Source organism: Domibacillus mangrovi (genome assembly GCF_001906925.1).
In the GTDB taxonomy this organism is placed as follows: Bacteria; Bacillota; Bacilli; order Bacillales; family Domibacillaceae; genus Domibacillus; species Domibacillus mangrovi.
In genome coordinates, this window is sequence record NZ_MRWQ01000004.1 from 101574 (window position 1) to 124625 (window position 23052).

25 protein-coding genes are annotated in these 23052 nt (G+C 41.7%); 17 read left to right on the forward strand and 8 right to left on the reverse strand.

Features of this window, described 5'->3' with window-relative positions:
- Positions 1 to 10: 10 nt before the first annotated feature.
- Genes BLL40_RS04000 through BLL40_RS04010 form a run of 3 tightly spaced genes read right to left on the reverse strand, consistent with a single transcriptional unit; the run spans position 11 to position 2642 of the window.
- Complete coding sequence (locus BLL40_RS04000; RefSeq protein WP_073710634.1) at positions 11 to 673, reverse strand: helix-turn-helix transcriptional regulator; 663 nt, start codon at positions 671 to 673, stop codon at positions 11 to 13.
- A 17-nt stretch (positions 674 to 690) separates the two neighbouring features.
- Positions 691 to 1665, reverse strand: a complete 975-nt coding sequence (glsA, locus tag BLL40_RS04005) for a glutaminase A (protein WP_073710635.1) — start codon at positions 1663 to 1665, stop codon at positions 691 to 693.
- A 26-nt stretch (positions 1666 to 1691) separates the two neighbouring features.
- Positions 1692 to 2642: an agmatinase family protein gene (locus BLL40_RS04010; RefSeq protein ID WP_073710636.1), complete on the reverse strand. Its 951-nt coding sequence runs from the start codon at positions 2640 to 2642 to the stop codon at positions 1692 to 1694.
- 357 nt (positions 2643 to 2999) lie between these two features.
- Between BLL40_RS04010 and BLL40_RS04015 the strand changes: the two genes are divergently transcribed.
- The 7 genes from BLL40_RS04015 to BLL40_RS04045 all read left to right on the forward strand — a co-directional run bounded on the left by BLL40_RS04015 (position 3000) and on the right by BLL40_RS04045 (position 9959).
- Positions 3000 to 3614 (forward strand): chromate transporter, encoded by a 615-nt coding sequence (locus BLL40_RS04015; protein ID WP_073710637.1) that lies wholly within the window; start codon positions 3000 to 3002, stop codon positions 3612 to 3614.
- On the forward strand, positions 3614 to 4150 hold the full coding sequence (locus BLL40_RS04020) for a chromate transporter (protein ID WP_073710638.1): 537 nt from the start codon (positions 3614 to 3616) through the stop codon (positions 4148 to 4150). Before BLL40_RS04015 ends, BLL40_RS04020 begins: the two co-directional genes overlap by 1 nt.
- Before the next feature lie 392 nt (positions 4151 to 4542).
- On the forward strand, positions 4543 to 5934 hold the full coding sequence (locus BLL40_RS04025) for an L-cystine transporter (RefSeq protein ID WP_073710639.1): 1392 nt from the start codon (positions 4543 to 4545) through the stop codon (positions 5932 to 5934).
- A 171-nt stretch (positions 5935 to 6105) separates the two neighbouring features.
- A complete protein-coding gene (locus BLL40_RS04030) occupies positions 6106 to 7155 on the forward strand; it encodes a lactonase family protein (RefSeq protein WP_073710640.1) in 1050 nt (349 codons plus the stop codon).
- A 19-nt stretch (positions 7156 to 7174) separates the two neighbouring features.
- Entirely contained in the window at positions 7175 to 7921 is a 747-nt protein-coding gene (locus BLL40_RS04035) for a TerC family protein (protein WP_073710641.1), read from the forward strand.
- A gap of 140 nt (positions 7922 to 8061) precedes the next feature.
- Positions 8062 to 8745: a FadR/GntR family transcriptional regulator gene (locus BLL40_RS04040; RefSeq protein WP_073710642.1), complete on the forward strand. Its 684-nt coding sequence runs from the start codon at positions 8062 to 8064 to the stop codon at positions 8743 to 8745.
- The gene (locus tag BLL40_RS04045) at positions 8742 to 9959 is read left to right on the forward strand and encodes a CynX/NimT family MFS transporter (protein ID WP_073710643.1); all 1218 of its coding nucleotides are present in this window, start codon (positions 8742 to 8744) and stop codon (positions 9957 to 9959) included. The genes BLL40_RS04040 and BLL40_RS04045 overlap by 4 nt, the downstream gene beginning before the upstream one ends.
- Positions 9960 to 10068: 109 nt before the next feature.
- Here the strand turns inward: BLL40_RS04045 and BLL40_RS04050 are convergent, their stop codons facing one another.
- A complete protein-coding gene (locus BLL40_RS04050) occupies positions 10069 to 10614 on the reverse strand; it encodes a shikimate kinase (protein ID WP_073710827.1) in 546 nt (181 codons plus the stop codon).
- 93 nt (positions 10615 to 10707) lie between these two features.
- Positions 10708 to 12057 (reverse strand): hypothetical protein, encoded by a 1350-nt coding sequence (locus BLL40_RS04055; RefSeq protein WP_073710644.1) that lies wholly within the window; start codon positions 12055 to 12057, stop codon positions 10708 to 10710.
- Between the two features lie 203 nt (positions 12058 to 12260).
- Here BLL40_RS04055 and BLL40_RS04060 point away from each other — a divergent pair, with 203 nt between their 5' ends.
- From BLL40_RS04060 to BLL40_RS04090, 7 genes are all read left to right on the forward strand, one after another.
- Positions 12261 to 13220, forward strand: a complete 960-nt coding sequence (locus BLL40_RS04060; protein ID WP_095532818.1) for a 2-hydroxyacid dehydrogenase — start codon at positions 12261 to 12263, stop codon at positions 13218 to 13220.
- Between the two features lie 93 nt (positions 13221 to 13313).
- Entirely contained in the window at positions 13314 to 13826 is a 513-nt protein-coding gene (locus BLL40_RS04065; RefSeq protein ID WP_073710646.1) for a DUF3231 family protein, read from the forward strand.
- A 558-nt stretch (positions 13827 to 14384) separates the two neighbouring features.
- Positions 14385 to 15416, forward strand: coding sequence for a zinc-binding dehydrogenase (locus BLL40_RS04070; RefSeq protein ID WP_073710647.1), 1032 nt, complete (start codon positions 14385 to 14387; stop codon positions 15414 to 15416).
- Positions 15417 to 15573: 157 nt separating this feature from the next.
- The gene (locus tag BLL40_RS04075) at positions 15574 to 15840 is read left to right on the forward strand and encodes a phosphocarrier protein HPr (RefSeq protein ID WP_073710648.1); all 267 of its coding nucleotides are present in this window, start codon (positions 15574 to 15576) and stop codon (positions 15838 to 15840) included.
- 99 nt (positions 15841 to 15939) lie between these two features.
- On the forward strand, positions 15940 to 16650 hold the full coding sequence (locus BLL40_RS04080; RefSeq protein ID WP_073710649.1) for a DNA alkylation repair protein: 711 nt from the start codon (positions 15940 to 15942) through the stop codon (positions 16648 to 16650).
- Positions 16651 to 16752: 102 nt separating this feature from the next.
- The gene (gene pduL / locus BLL40_RS04085) at positions 16753 to 17337 is read left to right on the forward strand and encodes a phosphate propanoyltransferase (protein ID WP_073710650.1); all 585 of its coding nucleotides are present in this window, start codon (positions 16753 to 16755) and stop codon (positions 17335 to 17337) included.
- A 215-nt stretch (positions 17338 to 17552) separates the two neighbouring features.
- Entirely contained in the window at positions 17553 to 18353 is an 801-nt protein-coding gene (locus BLL40_RS04090; protein ID WP_073710651.1) for a YihY/virulence factor BrkB family protein, read from the forward strand.
- On the opposite strand, the gene BLL40_RS04095 is transcribed toward BLL40_RS04090, so the two are convergent.
- Complete coding sequence (locus BLL40_RS04095; protein WP_073710652.1) at positions 18350 to 18907, reverse strand: HAD family hydrolase; 558 nt, start codon at positions 18905 to 18907, stop codon at positions 18350 to 18352. The genes BLL40_RS04090 and BLL40_RS04095 overlap by 4 nt on opposite strands.
- A 144-nt stretch (positions 18908 to 19051) precedes the next feature.
- On the opposite strand from BLL40_RS04095, the gene BLL40_RS04100 reads away from it, so the two are divergent.
- A complete protein-coding gene (locus BLL40_RS04100; RefSeq protein WP_073710653.1) occupies positions 19052 to 19747 on the forward strand; it encodes a DsbA family oxidoreductase in 696 nt (231 codons plus the stop codon).
- An 89-nt stretch (positions 19748 to 19836) separates the two neighbouring features.
- Here BLL40_RS04100 and tnpB read toward each other — a convergent pair whose 3' ends face one another.
- The gene (gene tnpB / locus BLL40_RS04105; protein ID WP_073710654.1) at positions 19837 to 20988 is read right to left on the reverse strand and encodes an IS200/IS605 family element RNA-guided endonuclease TnpB; all 1152 of its coding nucleotides are present in this window, start codon (positions 20986 to 20988) and stop codon (positions 19837 to 19839) included.
- Between the two features lie 80 nt (positions 20989 to 21068).
- Here tnpB and BLL40_RS17505 point away from each other — a divergent pair, with 80 nt between their 5' ends.
- Both BLL40_RS17505 and BLL40_RS04110 read left to right on the forward strand, forming a co-directional pair.
- Entirely contained in the window at positions 21069 to 21221 is a 153-nt protein-coding gene (locus tag BLL40_RS17505; RefSeq protein ID WP_173799889.1) for a hypothetical protein, read from the forward strand.
- Positions 21222 to 21463: 242 nt separating this feature from the next.
- Complete coding sequence (locus BLL40_RS04110) at positions 21464 to 22039, forward strand: metallophosphoesterase family protein (protein ID WP_073710655.1); 576 nt, start codon at positions 21464 to 21466, stop codon at positions 22037 to 22039.
- Positions 22040 to 22052: 13 nt separating this feature from the next.
- Here BLL40_RS04110 and BLL40_RS04115 read toward each other — a convergent pair whose 3' ends face one another.
- The gene (locus BLL40_RS04115) at positions 22053 to 22958 is read right to left on the reverse strand and encodes an AEC family transporter (protein ID WP_073710656.1); all 906 of its coding nucleotides are present in this window, start codon (positions 22956 to 22958) and stop codon (positions 22053 to 22055) included.
- Positions 22959 to 23052 lie beyond the last annotated feature (94 nt).

Sequence of the window (23052 nt, forward strand, 5' to 3'; positions counted from 1 at the left end):
GGCGTAATGGTCACGTCTCTGTTCTAGATTCCTCTAAATAGTTGTATATCGTTTGTTTGGAAACTCCGAGTACTTCTGTAATTCGATCAACCGATCCTTGAATAAGAAATGCTCCTTTTTCATCAAGTTGATTGACAAAGTAGATTTTATCTTCTCTGGACATCTTATTGATAGGCACATGAATATCGATAAGAGTATTTTCAATTAAATTTTCAAATACTTCTTCGATGTTCTTCGCATATGATTCATTCATGGTTCGATCAATCTGATCAAGATCATGTGTAACAGAAAATTCACCGATAATTTGATTGACCATAGCGAAAGCGGTCACATCAAAGTTAATTCCTAAAAAGCCAATTACTTTCCCTTCATGACTGCGAATAAAGGAAGTGGATGTTTTCAAAAACTTCCCATCGCGTGTCCGTGCTGTAAATCCAAGCATGTCTTTAACATCGTCACCGTAACGCCGAAGTTCTTTTAGGATGACTTCAGTTGTTGGTGCACCAATTTCTCTACCTGTAACAGTTCCCTTAATGTAGATGAGTGAGGATTGGACGTTTCTTACATCATGGATGACGACTTCACAATTGCTGCCAAATGTTGCCACAATCATATCAGCAATAGGAATGTAACTATGCAATATCTTTGTGTTTTCTTCGTTTAATAAGCTCATAATATCACCAAATTAATTTAAAATATTTTTACGTCGTACAGTTGGAGAAAATCTTCAAGCAACCGTACTCCCTTTACACTATTTCCGTGTGTGTCGATAGCAGGGCCATAGATGCCAATGCCACAGCCATCTGAAAGAAGTGGATGACTACGCAATGATGGTGGCACTACTCCAAGTATACCACCGGAAACCCCGCTTTTGGCAGGAATGCCGACAAAGGCGGCAAATTTACCGGAAGAGTTATACATTCCACACGTAAACATTAATACTTTCGTTAATCTGGCAATAGGAGGAGGAATTAATTGAATTCTACGGATAGGATCGAATCCATCCAAAGACAAGATGAGACCAATTTTAGCCAAATCCTCTACCGTTATTTCAATGGAACAAAGATTGATATATGTGAACAGTGTGTCGTCTACACTAGAAGCAAGCAGATTGTTTTCCATAAGAAAATTAGCTAGCGCCCGATTTCGGTATGCTGTTTCCCACTCCGATTCAAAGACTTTTTGATTAATTGTGACATCTTTATCTAATAAAGATGAAAGAAGGCGTGTAACACTTTGAATTTTGTCCATAGGAGTAAGCCCGGACAGCAAAGAGGCTACTGTGATTGCGCCAGCATTAATCATTGGATTGAATGGTTTCTTATTCTCATTTAGCTCAAAGCGCAGTAGAGAATTAAAGGGATCACCGGTTGGTTCTACATCTACCCATTCGAGAACATTTGATGTTCCATTATATAAACAGGCTGCCATAAATGTAATGACTTTGGAGATGCTCTGCAATGTAAAGGGGACGTGATAGTCCCCTTGTAAATGAACTTTTCCATTGGGAAGCATAAGCGAAAAAGCTAAATAATCTGGATTTACTACCTTCAATTCAGGTATATAATTTGCACATTCACCAGATAACTTTTCTTTGTAATAAGCAATCTGTTGGTCCAAAAAAAGAGTTAATTCATTTTCGACGTCTAAATGGTGAATTTCCATCGCCATGCACCTATGCTTTTCTATAATTAATTATTTTTTTGATTTTTATTCAAAATTTCACCAGCTAGGGCATATAAAACAATCATCGAAGCGAAGTGAGCGGATAATTGAGTTGGATCTTGCTGTGGATAAATTTCCACAAAGTCCATGCCCGTAACACCAAGTTTGCAAATTTCATGAACGAGCGTTAATAGCTCATACGATGTGAGGCCGTTTCCATCAACTGGTCCGCCTGGATTAAAAGCGAAATCAAGCACGTCACTACAAATACTTAAGTACACGCAATCTACTTCTTTGCTCGCCATTTGGTGAATTTCTTTTGCGTAAGCTTTCAAGTCTTTTTGAGCACGGATATCATTGATCGTAATCGTCACGGCACCAGCTTCTTTCGCATTGCGTCCGCTTTCAGGAATGTTTCTTGGACCGTGAATACCAGTGTGAATGATGTTGCTATTTGGTACCGCATCCAATTCATAAAGTCTTGCAAATGGGCTGCAACGAGCATATTGATCGCCTTTATGAGAAGGAAGGTTATCATAATGTGCATCCAAATGAATGATGCCGACTTTTTTCCCTTGGTTCGTCAATGCTTTTGCAATTGGGAATGTGACACCGTGATCTCCGCCTAGACCGATGATAAATTTACCGCTTTCAAACAATTTACCAGCGAATTCTTCAATGCGGCGCATCGTTTCATCCACATCTGCCGGTACAACGTCAACATCACCAGCGTCACCAAGCTTCATATGTTCAAGTACATCGATATGATCAAGTTCAGGTAAATAACCGCTGTAACGGGCAGAACAGAGACGCATTACTTTAGGTCCTAACTCGCAGCCAGTATAATCGCCCCACGTAACAGCACCTTCCCACGGCACACCGTAAATGACTGCATCCACACCGTCCGTATTTTTATCTTTAGATATATTTTTTGCACCAAGAAAACAAGGTGTATTACCATAGATGTTATTTGACATTAGTAGCATTCCTTTCCAAATTAGAGAAGTAAGTAATCATTCTGATTGACTATTCAAATCGTAATTTTTTTTTTATAAAAAGTCAATTTAAATTTTAAAAATAATAAATATATATAATTTATGTACAATAAATGGATATTTAATTAGGATTTTTATCCATAAAAGGGTAAAAGGTAGTTGATTTCCATGGCGAATTAACGTCATAGGAAAACCTTCATAGATGAAAGTTCCCCTTTATATTTGCATTGTATACTCATACTTTTTTCCTTTTCCTTTTTATCAGCGGAAGAAAATCAGGAATTTAAAAGACAGAGGTGCTAAAATAATTAAGAAGATTGATAAAAATGAGGTGGGTTTATGACAAAAAGATGGGTGCTTCTTTTTGAAATTTTTCTGACTTTTTTTAAAATTGCACCGATCACATTTGGCGGTGGATATGCAATGATTCCGGTTATTGAGCGGGAAGCAGTCGAGAAAAAAGAGTGGCTTAAGCAGGAAGAAGTGACAGATTTATTTGCACTTGCTGGCTCCATCCCCGGTGCCATTGCGATCAATTCGGCCACGTTTATCGGTTACCGGATTGCCGGTGTCGCAGGTGCCCTTGCGGCAACGATCGGCGTTATGATTCCAACATTTGTGATCGTTGTTTGTTTAAGTATTTTTTATCTATATTTTCAAGATCATCCGAAAGTTGAAGCGGCGTTTGAAGGCATTCGCCCAGCTGTTGTTGCGTTGATCGTTTTTGCTGCCTATAAAATGAGAAAGGGTGCTGTTGTCGATAAAACGACATTTGTTGTAGCTGCATCATCTGTTTTATTGCTTTTATTTTTACACGTTCATCCGGCTATAATGATCGCTCTAGGCGCAGCCACAGGTATTTTATTAATCGGTTTAAAAGATAAATTTGGTGTTGAAACGAAAATCGACGACCAGGAACAAAACGTAGACTATTTTATGGGAGCGGATATTTAATGTTATGGCTACTATTTAAGACTTTTTTTATCACCGGACTCGTCTCATTTGGCGGTGGTTATGCCATTATTCCCGTTATCGAAGCAGAAGTCGTGAAATATGGATGGATGAGCACACAAAAGTTTACCGATATTATTGCGATTGCCGGTATGTCACCCGGTCCTATTGCGACAAACACAGCGATTTTTGTCGGCTACCAAATGGCGGGCATTGCCGGTGCGGCTGTTTCAGCACTTGCGATGGTGATGCCATCGCTTCTGCTCGTCTTACTCGTCGCTCTCTTTTTTTATAAATTAAATCATAACCGCATTGTTCAATCTGCGTTTTATGGATTGCGTTCGGTCGTGCTCGGATTAATTGTGTTTGCGGCCATTAAATTCGCTCTTCCCACCGGATTAATGAATACCATTTCGCTGCACACATTTAGCTTGCTCGCTATTTTTGCCTTCTCATTGTTTTCATTGATTAAAAGAAACGCGCATCCAGCGTATGTTATAGTCATGGCTGGGCTGGTTGGTATGGCCTTTTATTCTTGAAACTGTCTCGAATTGAGAGCAGCTTTTTTATTTTTTAAAAATATACTTTATTTACTGGAATAAATGAAATGGATAATGTTTAAGATAAACTTTACTAATTAGAATAATTGGTTAATGATGAGTTTACCAATACAAAAGCCGGTTGGATAACTAGAGGCTCTCCACACAAACTGTAATTCTCTTTGTGTAGAGAGCCTCTTTTTATTTTAAAATCGGGAAGACGACTTGAACGACTATAACAGCAATAAGCAAAGTTAATTGGTATCATTAATTGTAGCATACAGAGTTATACATTTATTCGGAAGATTCAAAATAAAATCCCGACTTGACTGATATGAATTAAAGGGATAGAGTAGTTTTAAGCTAAAGATTTAAGAGGAGGCTATTTTTTTATGAATACATGGTTTGTCATTTTAAATGTGATCGGCCTTCTGATTCTTGTTTCGCTTTTACTTTATATGCAGCGTCGTCACGTTTCGTTTTCGAAGCGGGTGTTTACCGGTCTTGGATTCGGGATTGTATATGGATTGATTATGCATTTTGCGTACGGAACAGGGTCGGAAACACTGGCTGAGTCAACTGCATGGTTTGATTTAATCGGAACTGGTTACGTTCGTCTTTTGCAAATGATCGTTATGCCGCTCGTGTTTATTTCGATTTTAGGAGCGTTTACGAAAATAACGATTGGAAAAAATTTCGCGAAGATGGCGACACTTATTCTTGGCATTTTGCTTGGAACAACAGCGATTGCCGCATCAGTGGGCATTGCCGTAGCGATTGGGTTCGGGCTCGATGCATCACAAATTGTACAAGGCACAGCTGAAACGGAACGCGGTATTTCAATTACCGAGAAGTCGACAGAAGTGGTAGATAAACCGCTCCCGTCACAGATCGTGGATTTGCTGCCGCAAAATCCGTTTCTTGATTTCACAGGGGCACGTCCATCGTCAACAATTGCGGTCGTCATTTTTGCCGCATTCCTTGGCTTCGGTTATTTAACGGTTGCGCGGAGAGAGCGGGAACATGCGGCCATTTTGAAAAAAGGCATTGATGCCGTGTATTCACTCATTATGTCTGTTGTGAAAATTGTGCTTCGTTTAACGCCATACGGGATTTTGGCGATTATGGCGAAAACCGTTGCGCTTTCTGACTTCGGTGCGATTTACAGCTTGGGGAAATTCGTCATTGCGTCTTATGTCGCGATTGTCGTTATGTTTATCATTCATTTACTCATTTTGTTACTTTCCGGTTTAAGTCCGGTCATGTACGTGAAAAAAGTGGGTGAGGCATTAACGTTTGCGTTTACATCACGTTCAAGCGCCGGCACTTTGCCGTTGACGCTTAATGCACAGACGACGCGTCTCGGTGTACCTGAAGGGATTGCGAATTTTGCCGGTTCGTTTGGTTTAACGATCGGACAAAACGGTTGTGCCGGTATTTATCCAGCGATGCTTGCCGTTATGATTGCACCGTCTGCCGGTATTAACCCGCTCGACCCCGGTTTTATTGCCACATTGATCGTTGTTGTTGTAATCAGCTCATTCGGCGTAGCCGGAGTGGGCGGCGGTGCAACATTCGCAGCAATTTTAGTCTTGTCTGCACTCAATTTGCCGGTTGCGCTTGCCGGATTGTTGATTTCAGTTGAACCGCTCATCGACATGGGCCGCACTGCGCTAAACGTCAATGGAGCCATTACGGCAGGTGTCACAACAGCACGTGTGACAGGTGAACTTGATCAAAAGAGATATAATGAAGCATTGGAAAACCAAACAGCTGGAGTTTAACATGAAAAAGCCGTCACGACTATGTGGCGGCTTTTTCTCTGTACGTGTCTTATTGAAAATGGGAAATATTCAGATAAATAGAAAGGCATGCTTTTTCTTTTTTGCTATATCTCTTACCTATTGTCGTATATAATAATAAAGATGAATATAGATAATATGGGAGGCACTAGGATGACGATATATAACGGGTTTGTAGGCACATATACGAAACAAGATGGCAAAGGCGTTTACTCTATTCAACTTGATACAGATAAAGGCGAGCTGCTTTCTGCGGACGTTGCAGCAGAAGTAAATAACTCCACGTACGTGACGATTAGCGATAATGAACAGTTTTTATATGCAGTCGAAAAAGGTGGAAAAGGCGGTGGCCTTGCCTCATTTAAAATTACAGATGGACAGCTTGAAAAGTTGAATGATGTGCTTGAAAGCGAAGGAGTACCTTGCCATGTAACCGTCAACAAAAGCGGTACACGTGCATTTACAGCACAATACCATACAGGAACTGCGGAAATGTACAGCATTGATGCGGAATCAGGAAAACTGATTGATTTACTTGATGTGGCAACGCATATTGGGACAGGCCCGAACGTAGATCGTCAAGAAAAAGCGCACACGCATTTTTTCGGATCGACACTAGATGAGCGATTTGTGGTGGCGATCGACCTTGGGACAGATGAAGTGATTACGTATGAAATTGCTGGTGAAGATTTGCTGAAAAAAGCAGTGTTCAATACAGAACCGGGAGCGGGTCCACGTCATCTTGTTTTTCATCCATCAGGAAAAGTGGCCTATGTGATGACGGAACTTAGCAATGAAGTACTTGTTTTGGCGTTTAATAGAAATGATGGCATGTTTGAATGCCTTGCTTCTCACAAAACGATTCCGGCCAGTTTCACTGAAAACAGTCAAGGCAGTGCGATACGCATGTCAAAAGATGGGAGATTCCTTTATGCGGGCAACCGAGGTCATAACAGCATTGCGGTATTTGAAGTCATCAATGACGGCCGTGATGTGACATTGGTAGAAATTGTTTCGACGAAAGGTGACTGGCCGCGTGACTTTGACCTTGATCCAACGGAACAGTTCCTCGCGGTGGCACATGAAAAAACGCATAATGTTGTATTGTTTAAACGAAATGCAGAAACAGGCCGATTAACCCCTGCAAATTCAGAAGTAAACGTTCCTGAAGGAGTTTGTGTGACATTTTTAAGTGGAAAATAAATGAAAGTAGGCTTTAATGATGGATATAATCAATAGCATCATTAATACGTATGCTTCGTTTTTTGACTGGAATATGTGGATACAGGTGTTGACAGATCCGATGAGCTGGGGATTGATCGGGACGCTGATTGTTCTTGAAGGGTTGCTTTCGGCGGACAATGCGCTTGTGCTGGCGGTAATGGTGCGGCATCTGCCGGAAGACAAGCGGAAAAAAGCGTTGTTTTATGGGTTGCTTGGTGCTTACGTGTTCCGGTTTATTGCCATTGGACTCGGCGTATTTCTCATTCAGCTCTGGTGGGTGAAAATATTTGGTGCGTTTTATTTAGCGTGGCTATCGTTCAATCACTTTGGATCATCAGAGGCGGACAATGCACCGAAAGAAATGAATAAAGCAGGGTTTTTAATTCGGTTTTTCGGTCCGTTCTGGGGGACAGTTGTAGCAGTTGAATTGGTGGATATCGCTTTTTCCGTGGACAGTGTGCTTGCTGCATTCGGTGTCAGCCAGGAAATTTGGGTTTTGCTGCTCGGCGGAATGATCGGTGTTCTCATGATGCGGACAGTGGCTGGTGTATTTATTAGATTAATCGATAAAATACCCGAGCTTGAAACGACAGCGTACGTATTGATCGGTATTATCGCAGTGAAAATGATGCTCGGTGTGTTCCATATTGAAATGAGTCATAAACTATTTTTTTCCATTTTAACAATCGCATTCATCAGCACGTTTATTGTTCATGTTGCTAAAAAAAGAATAAGCATTTGTTAAAGAAGTCCTGCTATTTAATAGCGGGACTTCTTAGTGGTTCGGCGGGAATATTGATAACTAAAGAGATATTTATCTTTTCAACGATACATGATAAAGTTGGATTAACCAATCATCCTACAATTTCAAAAGGGGAATCCACAATGGACGTAATAAAAGCAAAACGGTCATCGCTTGTTGAACAGGTAGCGCTTCAAATTGAGGCATTGATCGAATCAAAAACGTGGCCTGTCGGTACGCGAATCCCGCCAGAAATGGAGTTAATGGAGCAGTTCGGTGTAAGCCGTAACACGCTTCGCGAGGCGATACGGGCGCACGTTCACACGGGGCTTTTGCAGACAAAGCAAGGCAGCGGGACATATGTGAGAGCAAAGATAGGCCTCGGCGTCTCCTTTCAGAAACGTCTGGAAACGTCAACGCTTCTTGAAACGCTGGAAGTCCGTCATGCAATTGAGCGTGAAGCAGCATGGCTTGCGGCGGAACGGCATACAGAAGAAGAAGCAGTGCATATTCAAGCATGTCTTATGGCGTGCAAAGAAGCAGCAAATTTACACTCGTTTGCGGAAGCAGATATTGCGCTTCATCATGCGATCATTGCGGCATCACATAACCGCATTTTAATCGATTTATATGCGAGTCTGGCAGATTCTCTTCATGCATCTGTATACGATTTAACCGGTATGAATTTACATACGGAAGCCGATCCGGGCGCCCATGAAGCGCTTGTCCAGGCAATTATGGAGCGGCATCCAGAAAAAGCGGCATCCATTGTTAGCGAGGATATTGATTGCTTGAAGAGAATGGCCAATTCGGAGGAAAATAGATGAGTATGCAGGCATTGATAAAAGAGGAAAGAGAACGGACAAAAGCGGGGAATCTGTTCTTACTATTCAGCATTATTTTACTCGCATTGAATATGCGTTCGCCTATTACGTCGGTCGGACCGCTTACAGCGATGATCCGCGACAATCTTGGTATTTCGAGCACAACAGCAGGCGCATTAACAACAGTCCCATTGCTTGCATTTGCGGTCTTATCACCGTTCGCATCAAAAATGGCCCGCAAATTCGGCATGGAAGTTGTGTTATTTGGCGCACTGCTTATTTTAACGGCAGGACTGGCACTTCGACCGATTGGCGGTGTGACAACACTATTTACCGGCACTTTGCTTATTGGCATTGCGATTGCACTTTGCAATGTGCTGATGCCGGCATTCGTAAAAAGGAACTTTGCACATCGAATTGGTTTAGTGACAGGGTTTTATGCGATGTCGATGAACTTGACAGGCGCGCTCGCTTCTGGCTTTAGCATTCCGATTGCCACATCGAGTGATTTTGGCTGGCGGGCAGCGGTCGGATTCTGGCTTATTCCAGCGGGCATTGCGATTATCATCTGGCTATCGCAAATAACATACATTCGTCACCCGATTAAAACAGAAAGAAGTACATATGAAAAAACATCGCTTTTAACTTCATCACTTGCATGGAAAGTGACTGCGTTCATGGGCATTCAGTCGCTTTTATTTTATTCGCTCGTGGCCTGGCTTCCGGAAATTTTGCAAGAACAGGGGATGAGCGCTAGTGCTTCAGGGTGGATGCTGTCAATGATTCAATTTGCACAGCTGCCCGTCACATTTATCGTGCCCATTATTGCGGCCAAGATGAGCAATCAGCGACCGCTTGTCGTGATAACGGCTTTGTTAATGATTGTCGGCTTAAGCGGGATTTTACTGGGCTTGACAGAGTTCGTTCTTTTATGGGTCATTATGATTGGCACTGGAGGCGGGTTTGCTTTTAGCTTGGCGATGATGTTTTTTAGTCTGCGTACGAGGAATTCATTTGAAGCAGCAGATCTGTCAGGAATGGCGCAGTCTGCCGGCTATTTACTCGCGGCTATGGGGCCTGCATTATTCGGCGCCATGCACGATTTCATGAATAGTTGGACGGTGCCAATTTTACTGCTCATCGGAGCATCTATCTGTTTATTTATGGTAGGTATGGGGGCAGCAAAAGAAGAATATGTAACAGAGAAGGCTGTATAACTGAAAGAAGAAAATCCCGCCAATTGCAGAGCGGGATTTTCTTCTTTTAACAGACATATTTAGAAACACATAGGGAGGTATCTCACCCTTCCGCATGAAGAAATCAATTTTAATCAATCCTAGGCTCATACATATCCCACACGTGCTTCAATGAATCGACGATGAAGTCAGCTACTTCTTCTGCAGAACGCTGATTAACCGTCAACTTTGAATGGTTGATAGAATAGGCATCCTGCCGTTTATAAAATAATTCTTCAATTTCCTCGATGTTCCGGCTTTGTAAAATAGGACGGCTATCGATTAAAAGGTCAAGACGTTCTTTCCATTCGTCCCATGTTACGTCCAAATAAAACACGATGCAGTTTGTTAAGCAGGTTTCGCGAATTTCAGGCTGCAGGAAGGCACCGCCGCCGATCGAAATGACTTTTAATTTTTGTTCAGCGAGAGCACATGTTTTTTTCTTTTCGTAATCACGAAAGAACGCTTCACCATGCTGCTCAAAAATTTCTGGAATCGTCATGTTGAGGTCTTTTTCAATTTCTTGATCGACATCGATAAAGCTCCGATATAACTTTTTCGCAATCAGCTCACCGATCGTCGTTTTTCCAACCCCCATAAAGCCGATCAGCACGATGCTTTTTTGTCTGACAGACATGCGTACATTGTTCAAGGTAAACACTCTTTCCTCTAAATGAATTACATTTAAGTATAGTACAGCAAGCACACTCCGTAAATATTATTTCGATTTTCATAAAAATAATCCAATGCCGTATGCGATCAAAATGCTGCTGATGATGTACATAAGCGCAAAAGGCAAATTCCATCGCATAATTTTAATTGGATTGATGCGCAGTAAGTCTGACAAAATCGAGACCGATAAGTTAAATGGACTATACATAACGGTAGCTAAACTGCATGTGATTAATACAATTGTTAATGGAATCGATGAGACAGCAGGCAAAATAGGCTGCAGTAATTCTCCTAGTAAAGTAATCGATACGAGTGGATGGAAACCGATTAATGAGGCGGCGAAAAAATATAATCCAATCATAAAATAAAAAATCAATATATGGTCTGATGCGTTGCTGAAAGCGGTCTGTAAAAACGACAATGCTCCAGAAGAAGACAGCATATTTACGAACAACCCAGCGCTTATAAACATGAAGAAATAATTTGACAATCCATTCGTCCGCTCTTTCCAGTGCGGAATCGTCACGCTGAAATAGCGCTTTTGCTTTTTAATTAAGAGTGCCCACATAATCGAAACAGGAATGACGACAACAACGACAGACAGTAAGTATCCTTTTTGAGAAAAATATTGAAACAATGACGTTAATAAAATAAAAATAACAAGCATAAAAGCCATTTCGATTATTTTTCTGCGCACTTTGGAGGATGATGGCTGAAGTGAATCCATAATATGTAATCCGAATGGTCGGTATTTATAAAAAGAAAGAGTATAATCAATCATCGCAAAAAGGAATACGATCATAACTAAAGGCAAAAGAATTTCGTAGTACGCTTTGTCAGTCATATCAAGTGATGCGCTGACTAAAACTTCCATCGGACTCCAGGATAGGCATAGTGCATAGCTGCGCAATAAACTTTGGGATAAAAAGGCATGTGCTTTCTCTTTAGGCAGCTGCTTTAACGTATGATGAAGCGAGTTCTTTAATAGTGGTATCATGGCGATATTTAGAAAAAGTCCGAGTACATGCGAGACGAGAAAGCTGCGTTTATAAAGCTGATCAAGCTGATTTGTGTTACGGCGGAGCAGCAAATTTAAATTCGTATCGTAATGTCCAACACGAATAATCGAATTTAAAAAAGGTAGGACGAGAAACAGAGACATAACGCCCAGCATGGAATCAAAATACAAGAAAAAGGAATGCCACGGTATATCTTGAAACAGAAATAATCCAGTACCGATTAATAAAAATAGTAATCCGGAATAAAAATAAAGTCCTTTTGAACGTGTGGAAGCGAGTATAACCGCAATGACCGCGCTCACACCAACTGCATAATCAAGAATAGTTGCATCGATAAAAACAGACAACATGTATAAAATGATAAGTGCTGTATACGTATATACAATCATCCAATCCCCACTTTCTAGATGGTCTAACTATACATAAGCGTAGCAAACTTCTATTTTTTCGTCTATACAGGTCATGGATAGATCTAAGCAGCAGAAAAGAGCGGCTTTAAATACAGATCAGCATCCCTATTCTGAAAATGGGACAGGGACTAAGAGTGAACACACGTGATACAATGAGGAAAATGAGAAAAAGGGTGAAAAGCGTGAAACCGAAAGTAGTTGTCTACAAACGAATGAGTGAACAGGTGCTTGATTTTATCCGTGAGTCGTGTGATGTACAGTATTTCCCGGATTATAAAAAGGAGTTCCCCGCATTTCTTGAGGCGCTGAAAGAAGCGGAAGGCGTTCTTGGATCTAGTTTGAAATTTGATGCTGATTTGCTCGATCAGGCGCCAAAATTAAAAATTATTTGTAATACGTCGGTCGGGTATGACAATCTTGACATTCCTTTATTGAAAGAACGCGGTATTATGGCGACGAATACACCGGACGTGTTAAATGACACAGTGGCCGATACGATTGTGGCACTTATGTTGTCAGCCGCGCGGCGTATTACAGAACTCGATCAATTTGTAAAAACAGGCGGATGGTCTGAATATGGCTTATCACAGCAGCAATTTGGCGTCGATGTCCATCATAAAACGCTTGGCATTATCGGTATGGGTGGTATCGGTTCAACACTTGCAAAACGAGCCTATTTCGGTTTTGACATGACTATTTTATACTATAACCGCTCACGCAATGAAGAGGCGGAAACTACATATAATGCTACATATTGTACAATGGACGAACTGCTTGAACAGTCCGATTTTGTTTGTATTATGACACCGCTTACGCAGCAAACCGAGAAAATGATTGGGAAACGGGAATTTGAAAAAATGAAAAAAACGGCTGTTTTCATAAACGCAGCTCGTGGAAAAGTGGTTGATGAAGCAGCCTTAATTGAAGCGCTCCAATCAAATGAAATTTTAGCCGCAGGTCTCGATGTATTTGAAAATGAGCCTACAGACCCGGGCAATCCATTGCTGCAAATGCCAAACGTTGTCACACTGCCACACATTGGATCAGCAACAGCAGAGACGAGAATGAGAATGGCACAGCTTGGGGCAGAGAATGTAGTAGCGGGTGTGACGGACGGAAAACTAGTCACATCTATTTACTAACATGTAATGTATGGAAATCAGATAATTTTGTCCATGGAGGAGATACTATTCGCGTGCAGAAGCACAAATACTATTTCTGATGGAGGGATTCAAGTGGGCATATTAAGTGGAAATCCAAAAGATGAACCTTTGCATTATGGAGAGGTGTCAGCTGTATGGGTAGCATCCCTTTCGGCAAAAAGCTTGGCAGCTGGCTACAGCACACTGCTAAATCATGCAGGTGATGAAGATTTAAAGAAGCTGATTGAAGAAGCGATCACAATTGGGCAGGCGGAAGCATCCGCTCTTGATCAAGTGCTGAAAGAAAACGGTGTAGGACTGCCGCCCGCACCACCTGAACGTCCAAAGGCTAATATTGAGGACATTCCAGCAGGTGCCCGGTTCCAGGACCCAGAAATTGCTGCAAGTATTTCCCGGGACATAGGGATCGGTTTAACGGCTGCCAGCATGGCGATGAGTCAGTGTATTCGTGAAGATATCGCCATGCTGTTTGGACAGTTTCATGCAGCGAAAGTGAAACTGGGCGGCGAATTTTTAAAACTGCATAAAGAAAAAGGCTGGCTTATTGTACCGCCATTGCATCGCGAACTAGTTGGAGCAAGATAAGGATATAAAAAGGAACTGTCTTAAAATTTAGGGGAAGCTCGACTTTTTACTCTAAGTTTTATTATATAGTCATCAGGCAATGGAGCATCTGTAATGATTAAATCAATGTGATTTGCCATTGCAAATGAAGCAATAGAGTTTTTTTGTATCTCTGTTATTAGAGGTATTAATCATACTTTTCTTAATGCCACCTCGTAATACGTTGAAGCCGGTTAAATTGGAATCCACTGAAAAATTGTTAGAAGGTGCGAACAGAACGTCTATATGAATTTGGCACAAAATCTTCCCTAGCCCTGGTCATCAGTTTAACCGCTGACGGCCGGGGCTTTTTTAGTTAATACTTATGAGGTACAATTTGCAGGATTAATAGTCAGAAAATAAAAATAAATGTGTAATTAAAAACATGATCCGTGATAGAATTAGCATTAACGAACGATGGCATCATGTTCCTTGGATAAAAACAGGCAGAGGCGATATAGATTGGCATGTGAATAAACTTTTAATCCTTTAAACGTATGGAAAAGTATTAATTATTCTGAATGGGGAGGGGTACACATAATGAAAGCAGTCATGAAAACCGCACCAGGTTATGATCATATGAATCTCGAAACGATTGAAGAGCCGAAAGCAACCGGTGATCTTGTGAAAATTAAAGTTTCCTATACAGGAATTTGCGGAACGGATATGCACACATTTACAGGAGAATACCGTAATTCGAAAACGCCTGTGGTGCTTGGACATGAATTTTCTGGCACGGTCGTCGAAATTGGGAGAAATGTAACGAAAGTAAAAGTGGGCGACCGGGTGACGAGTGAAACGACATTTGAAACGTGTGGAGAATGCGAATATTGCCGTGAGAAAGACTACAATTTATGCTCAAACCGAAAAGGAATCGGCACACAGATTAACGGAAGCTTTGCCGAATACGTCGTGTCACGTGAAGAAAGTGTCCACATTTTGCCTGAGAAGTTAAGCTTAAAAGCAGCGGTACTCGCTGAACCACTAGCTTGCTGCGTCCATGCAGCACTTGAAAAAACGACAATTAAAAAAGGTGAAAAAGTCCTTGTGTTCGGTCCAGGACCGATCGGCTTATTGCAGTGTCAGGTCGTTAAAGCACAGGGAGCGTTTGTTATATTAGCCGGTATTACGAAAGACAAAAAACGATTGGAACTGGCGAAATCACTTGGTGTAGATGTTGTCGTTGACGTAGAGAAAGAAGATTTAACAGAAATTGTTATGAAACATACAGATGGCTACGGTGTCGATAAACTATTTGAATGCTCGGGTGCGGTGCAGGCGCTCAATCAAGGCTTGCCGCTTGTCAAGAAAAAAGGAACGTTTGTCCAGGTTGGTATTTTTGCGAACAAAACAAACCCGCTTGATCAGGAATCCATTATTCAACGGGAAATTACATACGTGGGGACACGCTCACAAAAGCCGAGTTCATGGCCGATCGCACTCAACCTATTAGCAGAAGGTAAGGTGGATGCGGATAAAATGATCACGAAAATTGTGCCCCTTGATCAATGGCGTGAAGGGTTTGACGCCGTTCGTTCTGGCGATCAAATTAAAGTCATCCTCGAATCGTAAAGGTTGAAATGACCGAGAAAACCGTTCCGTTTTTCAGTTTAATATGAAACAGCAGGACGGTTTTTGGAGAAGAGCATGGTTTAAAATAGTATTTGTTTATACTTTACATTATAATAGGTGCAGTTGAAATAATTTAAAGATAAAGGAGTTTTCTATAATGTCTGCAAAAACATTTACAATTATTGATGAAACAGGTATCCACGCGCGTCCGGCAACGGTCCTTGTTCAAGCGGCTTCTAAGTTTAGTTCTGATATTACATTAGATTACAATGGCAAAAGCGTAAACTTGAAATCCATCATGGGCGTTATGTCCCTTGGAATTCCAAAAGGCGCTTCCATAAAAATTGCCGCTAACGGTTCAGATGCTGATGCAGCAATTGCAGCACTTGAAGAAACAATGAAATCACAAGGCCTTGGCGAATAATCATTCGCTTAAAAATCACCGAATCCGTTTCGGTGATTTTTTTGTATCGTTTACGGAATAGAGAGAAGGAGGAAGACAGATGAAAAAGGGTGCTGAAGAATGACGTATGAAGACGTGATGGACAAGTTGGAACGGTTCGGTACGGATCAGACGAAAAAAACATACTTAAGGCATGGGGCGAAGGAGCCGTTTTTCGGTGTGAAAGTTGGCGATCTGAAAAAGCATTTTGTGAAAGAGGTGAAAAAAGATCAACAGCTCGTCTATGACTTATATGCTTCGGGTAATAGTGATGCGATGTATTTGGCAGGGCTCACGGTCAAGCCGAAAGAGATGACGAAAGAGCGGCTGAACGAATGGGTACAGGGCGCTTACTGGTATATGATCAGCGAATATACAGTCGCACAGGTTGCGGCTGACTCACTCTTTGCGGTCGAACTTGCGCGTGAATGGATGCGGGCGGATGAAGAAATGATCGCCGTTGCTGGATGGAGTACGTATAGCAATTATTTATCGATCACACTGGATGAAGAAGTGGATTTCGATGAAATAGGAAAACTGCTTGAGCAAGTGGAAGAAACAATCCACTCAGAGAGGAACCGTGTACGCTATGTTATGAACAATTTTGTTATATGTGTCGGTACGTATTGTAAACCAATGCATGAACGGGCGAAAGAAGTGGCTGAAGCTATTGGAAAAGTACATGTCGATGTTGGCAATACGGCTTGCAAAGTTCCGCTTGCAACGGACTATATAAAAAAAGTTGAAAATAGGAATACTATCGGGGAAAAGCGGAAAACATGTATTTGTTAAAAAAGAGGTCGAAGAAAAAGCATGTTACGCGTATTATTTCGGGGACAATCATGTAAAATAGGCATGATGTAATTATTGTTAAACAGAAAGGCTGGAAGGTAGATGACTTTCACAAACCATGGAACGATTCCTGTTGCTGTTTCAGCACGCCACGTACATTTGTCACAGGAACATCTTGAAATTTTATTTGGATCAGGACACGAATTAACGAAACGTGTAGATTTGTCTCAGCCTGGTCAATTCGCAGCTGAAGAAACTGTAACAATTGCTGGCAAGAAAAGCGAAATTGCACGCGTTCGTGTCCTCGGGCCATGCCGCCCTGCGACACAGGTGGAAGTCAGCTTGACAGATGCTGTAAAACTTGGCGCAAAACTGCCGCTTCGAGAATCAGGCGATATTCAAGGATCAGGAGCAGTGACAATTACGGGTCCTGCCGGTTCTATTGAATTGTCAGAAGGCTTGATCATTGCAAAAGCACACGTACATATGACGACAGAAGACGCAAAGAAATACAACGTTGAAAATAGTCAAATTGTGACTGTAGCAGTAAGCGGAGAGCGCCCAGTGTCATTTCACAACGTCGTCATTCGCGTATCAGATAGCTATGCACTTGAAATGCACATTGATACAGATGAAGCAAACGCCGGTTTCATCTCACAAGGTGCTACAGGTGAGATTTGGGCATAATAGGTAGAGAAGCTGCTGCATTTTGCGGCGGTTTTTTTGTTGGATGGAAAATACTGAAAAGTGCACAGACATTAACGTTGTGATCGCTTTTGATTTATGACAACGAGCGGAATAAATAACAATTAAATCTTGCGGATATATATACTAGAATCCAGCTAAAATCAGTATATGCTTTCTTGAATATAGGTAAAAATCAATAAAAAGAGGTGATGCAGATGGATGTAACAAAACGAATGATTGTCCGTTTTTGGGGAGAGCGCTTTTATGATCAAGCGGCACAAACTGCTTATTATCTGCTCCTATCAGCTATTCCATTTATGATTTTTATGCTGTCGCTAATCAGTTTTTTTTCGATCGATCAAGAAGCAATTCTTGAATTTATAAGACCATATGCACCGGGGGAATCATTTACGCTTATTGAAGAAAACGTCAATGCAGTTTTGTCCACTGGAAAAGGACAAGTACTTTCACTCAGCTTACTTTCAACGTTCTGGCTGTCTTCAATGGCAGTACAGTCGATTGGACGGTCGTTTAATGATGTGAGCGGAATTGAACGGACTATGCCTTTTTGGAAAGGACTTCTGCGTGATTTTGGCGTAACCGTCATCTTCATGATCATAGTGCCGCTATCACTGTTTATTCCACTCGCAGAACGTCTTTTGCAATGGATCGCTGCTCAGTCGATCACAATTGAAGCTTGGTCAGGCTGGCTGGCCATTTGGCCATTCATTAAATGGAGCATCGGAACTTTATTTTTAATCTTATTTTTTATCGCCTTTTACAAAATAATTCCAAACGAGCGGCAAACACTCCGTTTCGTCCTGCCAGGCGCCATTTTTGCAGCGCTTGGCTGGCAGATTGGTTCACTCTTGTTTGGAAGTTACGCAGCTGCCGTTAGCTATACAAGATTGTACGGCCAGCTGTCTGGAATCATTGTCCTCGTTCTCTGGTTTTATTTAACGGCTGTCATTATTTTACTTGGTGGACTGCTCAATGCAGAATGGGCACGGGGTTAATCACTAAGATGTGCCAGGCACGTTAAATACATGCGATTCAAATAAAGTTGCCTGGATGTATGCGGGCTATTGTCAAAATGTTCTTCAAGGAAATCAAAAAATTCTTCATTTGTCTCAAAATAGTGATGAATAATAGCCTGGTTTTTTTCTGGAAGCGGCAGTGCGATGCCGATGAAGTGATCGCCTGTTATATCTGAAAGTGACCACTCGCTGCCATTGGACCAATTGCGATACGTGTTATTTTCTTTACGGATGCCTGCAAAAACAAAGGGCAATTTCCATGCTTCAAGCGTATCGCTGACGATTGGACGCGTAGTGATCGCCTGTATTTCTTCTATATAGTCAAACCATATATAAGGGTGTTCGATAAGTGCATACCAGTCATCGATCACTGCTTCGATTGAGTCATGAGTCACATATGTGCTGAGAAGAGGAATCCACGTATGGTACAGGCGATCAACTTCGGCTTCATCTGCATGCTCCTCAAAGTAATTGGAAAATTGGTTTCGGATCGAGTCGAGTTCGCGTATGTGGATCGGTGTGATGTTGTTCATTTAAATCTCCTTTTGGATTGATTATATCAGAGGAAGGATGGTCGGGACGGGAAAAACTATACTTTGTGAAAAAGTAGTATATGGGCAGATCGTTTGCGCAACAGTTAATTGTGACCTACTCTTAAGAAAAGGAGGGTGCTGAAGATGAAAGTAGAAATTTGGTCGGACTTTGCATGTCCGTTTTGTTATATTGGAAAACGCCGCTTTGAGCAAGCGATCGAGCAGTTTGATGGAAGCGTAAAGGTGAAGTTTCATAGTTTTGAGCTCGATTCGAATGCACCGAAAAAAGCGGATCAAGATATTCATGATATGTTGGCGGGGAAATATGGAATAACACGTGAAAAAGCAAAAGCGATGAATGATCAAATGACAATACAGGCGAAAGAAGTGGGGCTTGATTATCAAATGGATACGATCATTCCAGCAAATACGCACGATGCACACCGTCTGTCGCATTATGCAAAAGAAAAAGGCAAAATGGCAGAGTTGACGGAACGCATAATGAAAGCGTACTTCACGGAATCGAAGCATATTGCGGATTATGAATCTCTCGCACAATTAGCAGTAGAAGCAGGAATTTCTAAAGATAAAGCTATGAAGGTATTGGAGAGTGACAGGTACAGCCAGCAAGTGCGTGCTGATCAAGAGGAAGCATCACAGATTGGTGTACAAGGCGTGCCGTTTTTTGTATTTAATGAGAAGTATGCAGTGTCGGGTGCGCAGTCTGTGGAGTCATTTTTGCAGGTGCTCCATAAAGTAGGGGCAGAAGAACAGGTGACGGCTAAAAAAACAGAATGGTGTGCAGATGATGATTGCGGTAGTCTTGACGGTAACAAATGAATATATTGAACTACCCGCCACTTAGCACTCTTACGAGTTGCTTGAAGTGGGGGATTCCTAAGATCACCAGCGTAACCGCCAGTTATTGATTAGGCTAACCCCGCAGTTCCTGCGGTTAGAAGTCTTATGGCTTCATTTTTAAGATTCTGTCCTGCGTTAATATCCCGATCATGATGTGTTTGGCACTCTGGGCAATCCCATTCTCGTAGTGCGAGATTTTTAACGGCTTTGTTTTTGTATCCGCAACATGAACATAGTTGACTGGAAGGGAAGTTTTTCGCTACTGTCACGACTTGTTTGCCGTACCATTTCGATTTATATTCAAGCATGGTTTTGAATTGTGACCAACTTACTTCGCTGATGGCTTTGGCTAACTTGTGGTTCTTGAGCATATTAGACACCTGCAAATCTTCCATGCCGATCACATCGTGGTTTTTGATGATATCGGTGCTGATCTTATGCAAGTAGTCCGTACGTGCATGGACAATCTTTTCATGAATACGAGCGACTTTTCGTTTTTGCTTTTGGTAATTTTTCGCTTCATGAAGCGGACACTTCCGATTCATAGCCCGCTCTTTTCGGCGGGAGAGAATCTTTTGTTCTTTTACCAGCTTCTTTTCAAGCGAACGGAAAAACTTCGGATTTTTATACACCGTTCCATCCGACAAAATAGCAACGTCTTTGAGTCCTACATCGACACCAACAGAAGCACCTGTATTTTCTAGTGGCTTCACTTCTGTTTCAACAAGAATAGAAACAAAATACTTGCCGCTTGGATGACGACGAATTGTAGCGTTAAGAATACGCCCTTCTACTTCACGACTTTTTGCAAACTTTACTAATCCGAGTTTAGGTAACTTGATTTTGTTATCGACAATCGCAATATTACCGTTCGTGTGCTTTGTCGTATAGGATTGCACGTTATTCTTTTTGGACTTAAAACGTGGGGCTTTGTTTTGCTTTTTAAAGAAGCGTGTATACGAATCAGCAAGATTTTTGAGTGATGATTGAATCGCAATACTATCGACTTCTTTTAACCAAACCAATTCCTTTTTCAACTGTGTTAATTGAGCAGAACAGGCGTTGTACGTTAGACCTTTTCCTGTCTCTTTGTAGGCATCATTCCATTTAGTAAGAAAGTGGTTGAATACAAAACGACTGCTGCCGATTGTTTTAGCGATGAGGATTTCTTGTTCTTTGTTTGGGTAGATACGAAATTTATACGCTTTATTGGCTAACATGACTATCACCTCCTTATATGTTATGATATATATAGTATATCGTTATGGTTATAATTTGTATATCATTTAGAGGTGGAAACATGGAAAAACAAACAGTTGTTTTGCGATTCCCAAAAGTATTATTAGAAAGAGTAGATACTTACAAAGAGAAAAATGGTTTTGGTACTCGTACTCAAACTATTTTTCATTTATTGCAAGTTGCTCTCGAACAGTCGGACAATCGAAACCGCTAAAGCGATCCCTTGTCCGAAGGCGATTCATCTCCCACTTTCACTGGGCTACGCCCTATAGGTTTAGAAGTGGGAGTCTTCTCGCCTGAAAAAGATAAAAAAGTATATTTAACAATTCGTATTCATCATGTCATATCATGAATTAAACCGCCAAAATTGGGCGGTTTTTTGACGCATAGGGCATGTTAACAAAGGTGTGCGAATTAGCAAATAGAAAAAATACTTTGATGGAAGGAGATAAGAGAATGGAGTATGCGCTGCTTGGTGATTTGCATTCTAGCATTGACGATACGAAAGCGGTGCTTGCCCACATTGCGCTTACGGCTCCGACTGCGAAAGTGATTGGATTAGGCGATTTGTTTGAATGCAAAATTGGAAAACGAAAAGCAAATACGCTCCGACTGTCAAGAATAGAAGAAACGGCAGTCTGGTCGGAAACGTTTGAATCGCTGCTAACATTTTCATCGGTCCGGGGAAATCAGGAAGAGCGCATTATGATGGTGACCAGTGGAAATCAATTTAAACATTTGCCAGAACACATAATCATTGATGGGGCCATGTTGATGCATGGCCACCAGTGGGAGTGGACAAAAGAATGGACACCGGTACTGCCCAAAACGGAACCGCCGCTTCTTTTTTTCGGGCACAGTCATGAAGCGGGACTATATAGGAAAGGAAAACGATTGCCATTCTCGTATGGAGTCCCGGTGTACTTGAAGGTAAAAAGATACGGTATTAATGCTGGCGCCGTTTTCGGCACGCGAGAATGGGTATTATATGACGCCGTCACGCGCGCCGTGACGTTTATGAAGACTGACTAGCCGTCTTCTATTTCTATACACCAATTAAAAACAACACGAGCGGAATGGTCAAAATACTTAATAACGTTGTCACTAGTGTAGTAAACGAGACGAGATCCGGCTCCGTGCTGAATTGAATGGCAAACATCGTCGTGTTTGCCGCGGCGGGCATTGCCGCCAGTAAAATCATGACGTCTTTCAGCAAGTCATTGACCGGCATAAACGACACAATCAACATGGCAAGAAGCGGTGATACGATCATTCGGATGAAGGTGACCGCATTCATATATTTATAGGCGACTCGCTTCGTCGCAATGACGGCAAGCTGCATGCCAAGGACGAGCATAACTGTTGGAATTGAGGCATCGGCGACGAGGCTGATGGCATCCATAAACGTTGGGGGAATATGTACATGTAACAACTGTAGGAAGACGCCGAGTACCGCCCCGTGGATAACCGGCATGCGTACAACACGCTGAAGCGACTGCTTCAACGTCGTTTCTTCTTTGCCCCCAAATGAAGCCGCAAACAGTCCAATCGTGTTCATTAAAAAGGACTGGAACACCATAATAATAACCGCATAATCAAACCCAACGGCTCCGAAGGCAAACAACACAACCGGTGCGCCATAATTACCACTGTTCATAAAGACGCCGCCAAGAATCATCGCTGCCATTTTGGGCCGAGATGCTTTCATGAAAAAGCCCGTTACGAGTACAACGACAATTAATGATAAGGATAAAGTCAAGCAAAACGCTGTGATGTAAACGTACTCCATCGTTAATTCATTGGCGTAAAATGTCCGGAACGCAAGAAAAGGCGACATTAAATAAAGAGCGGCCATCGAAATCGATTTAATATCGAATCCAATCCACTTTTGTCCCGCATATCCAGTCAGAAAAATTAAAAAGGCTGGTAAAACAATCATGAATAAATCCAAAATCTGTTCATCTCCATCGCGTGTATCTTACCCTTATCATAACAGAATATCCTCTATGAAAAAGATGGTATACTACTGGAAAAACAATGTTTCT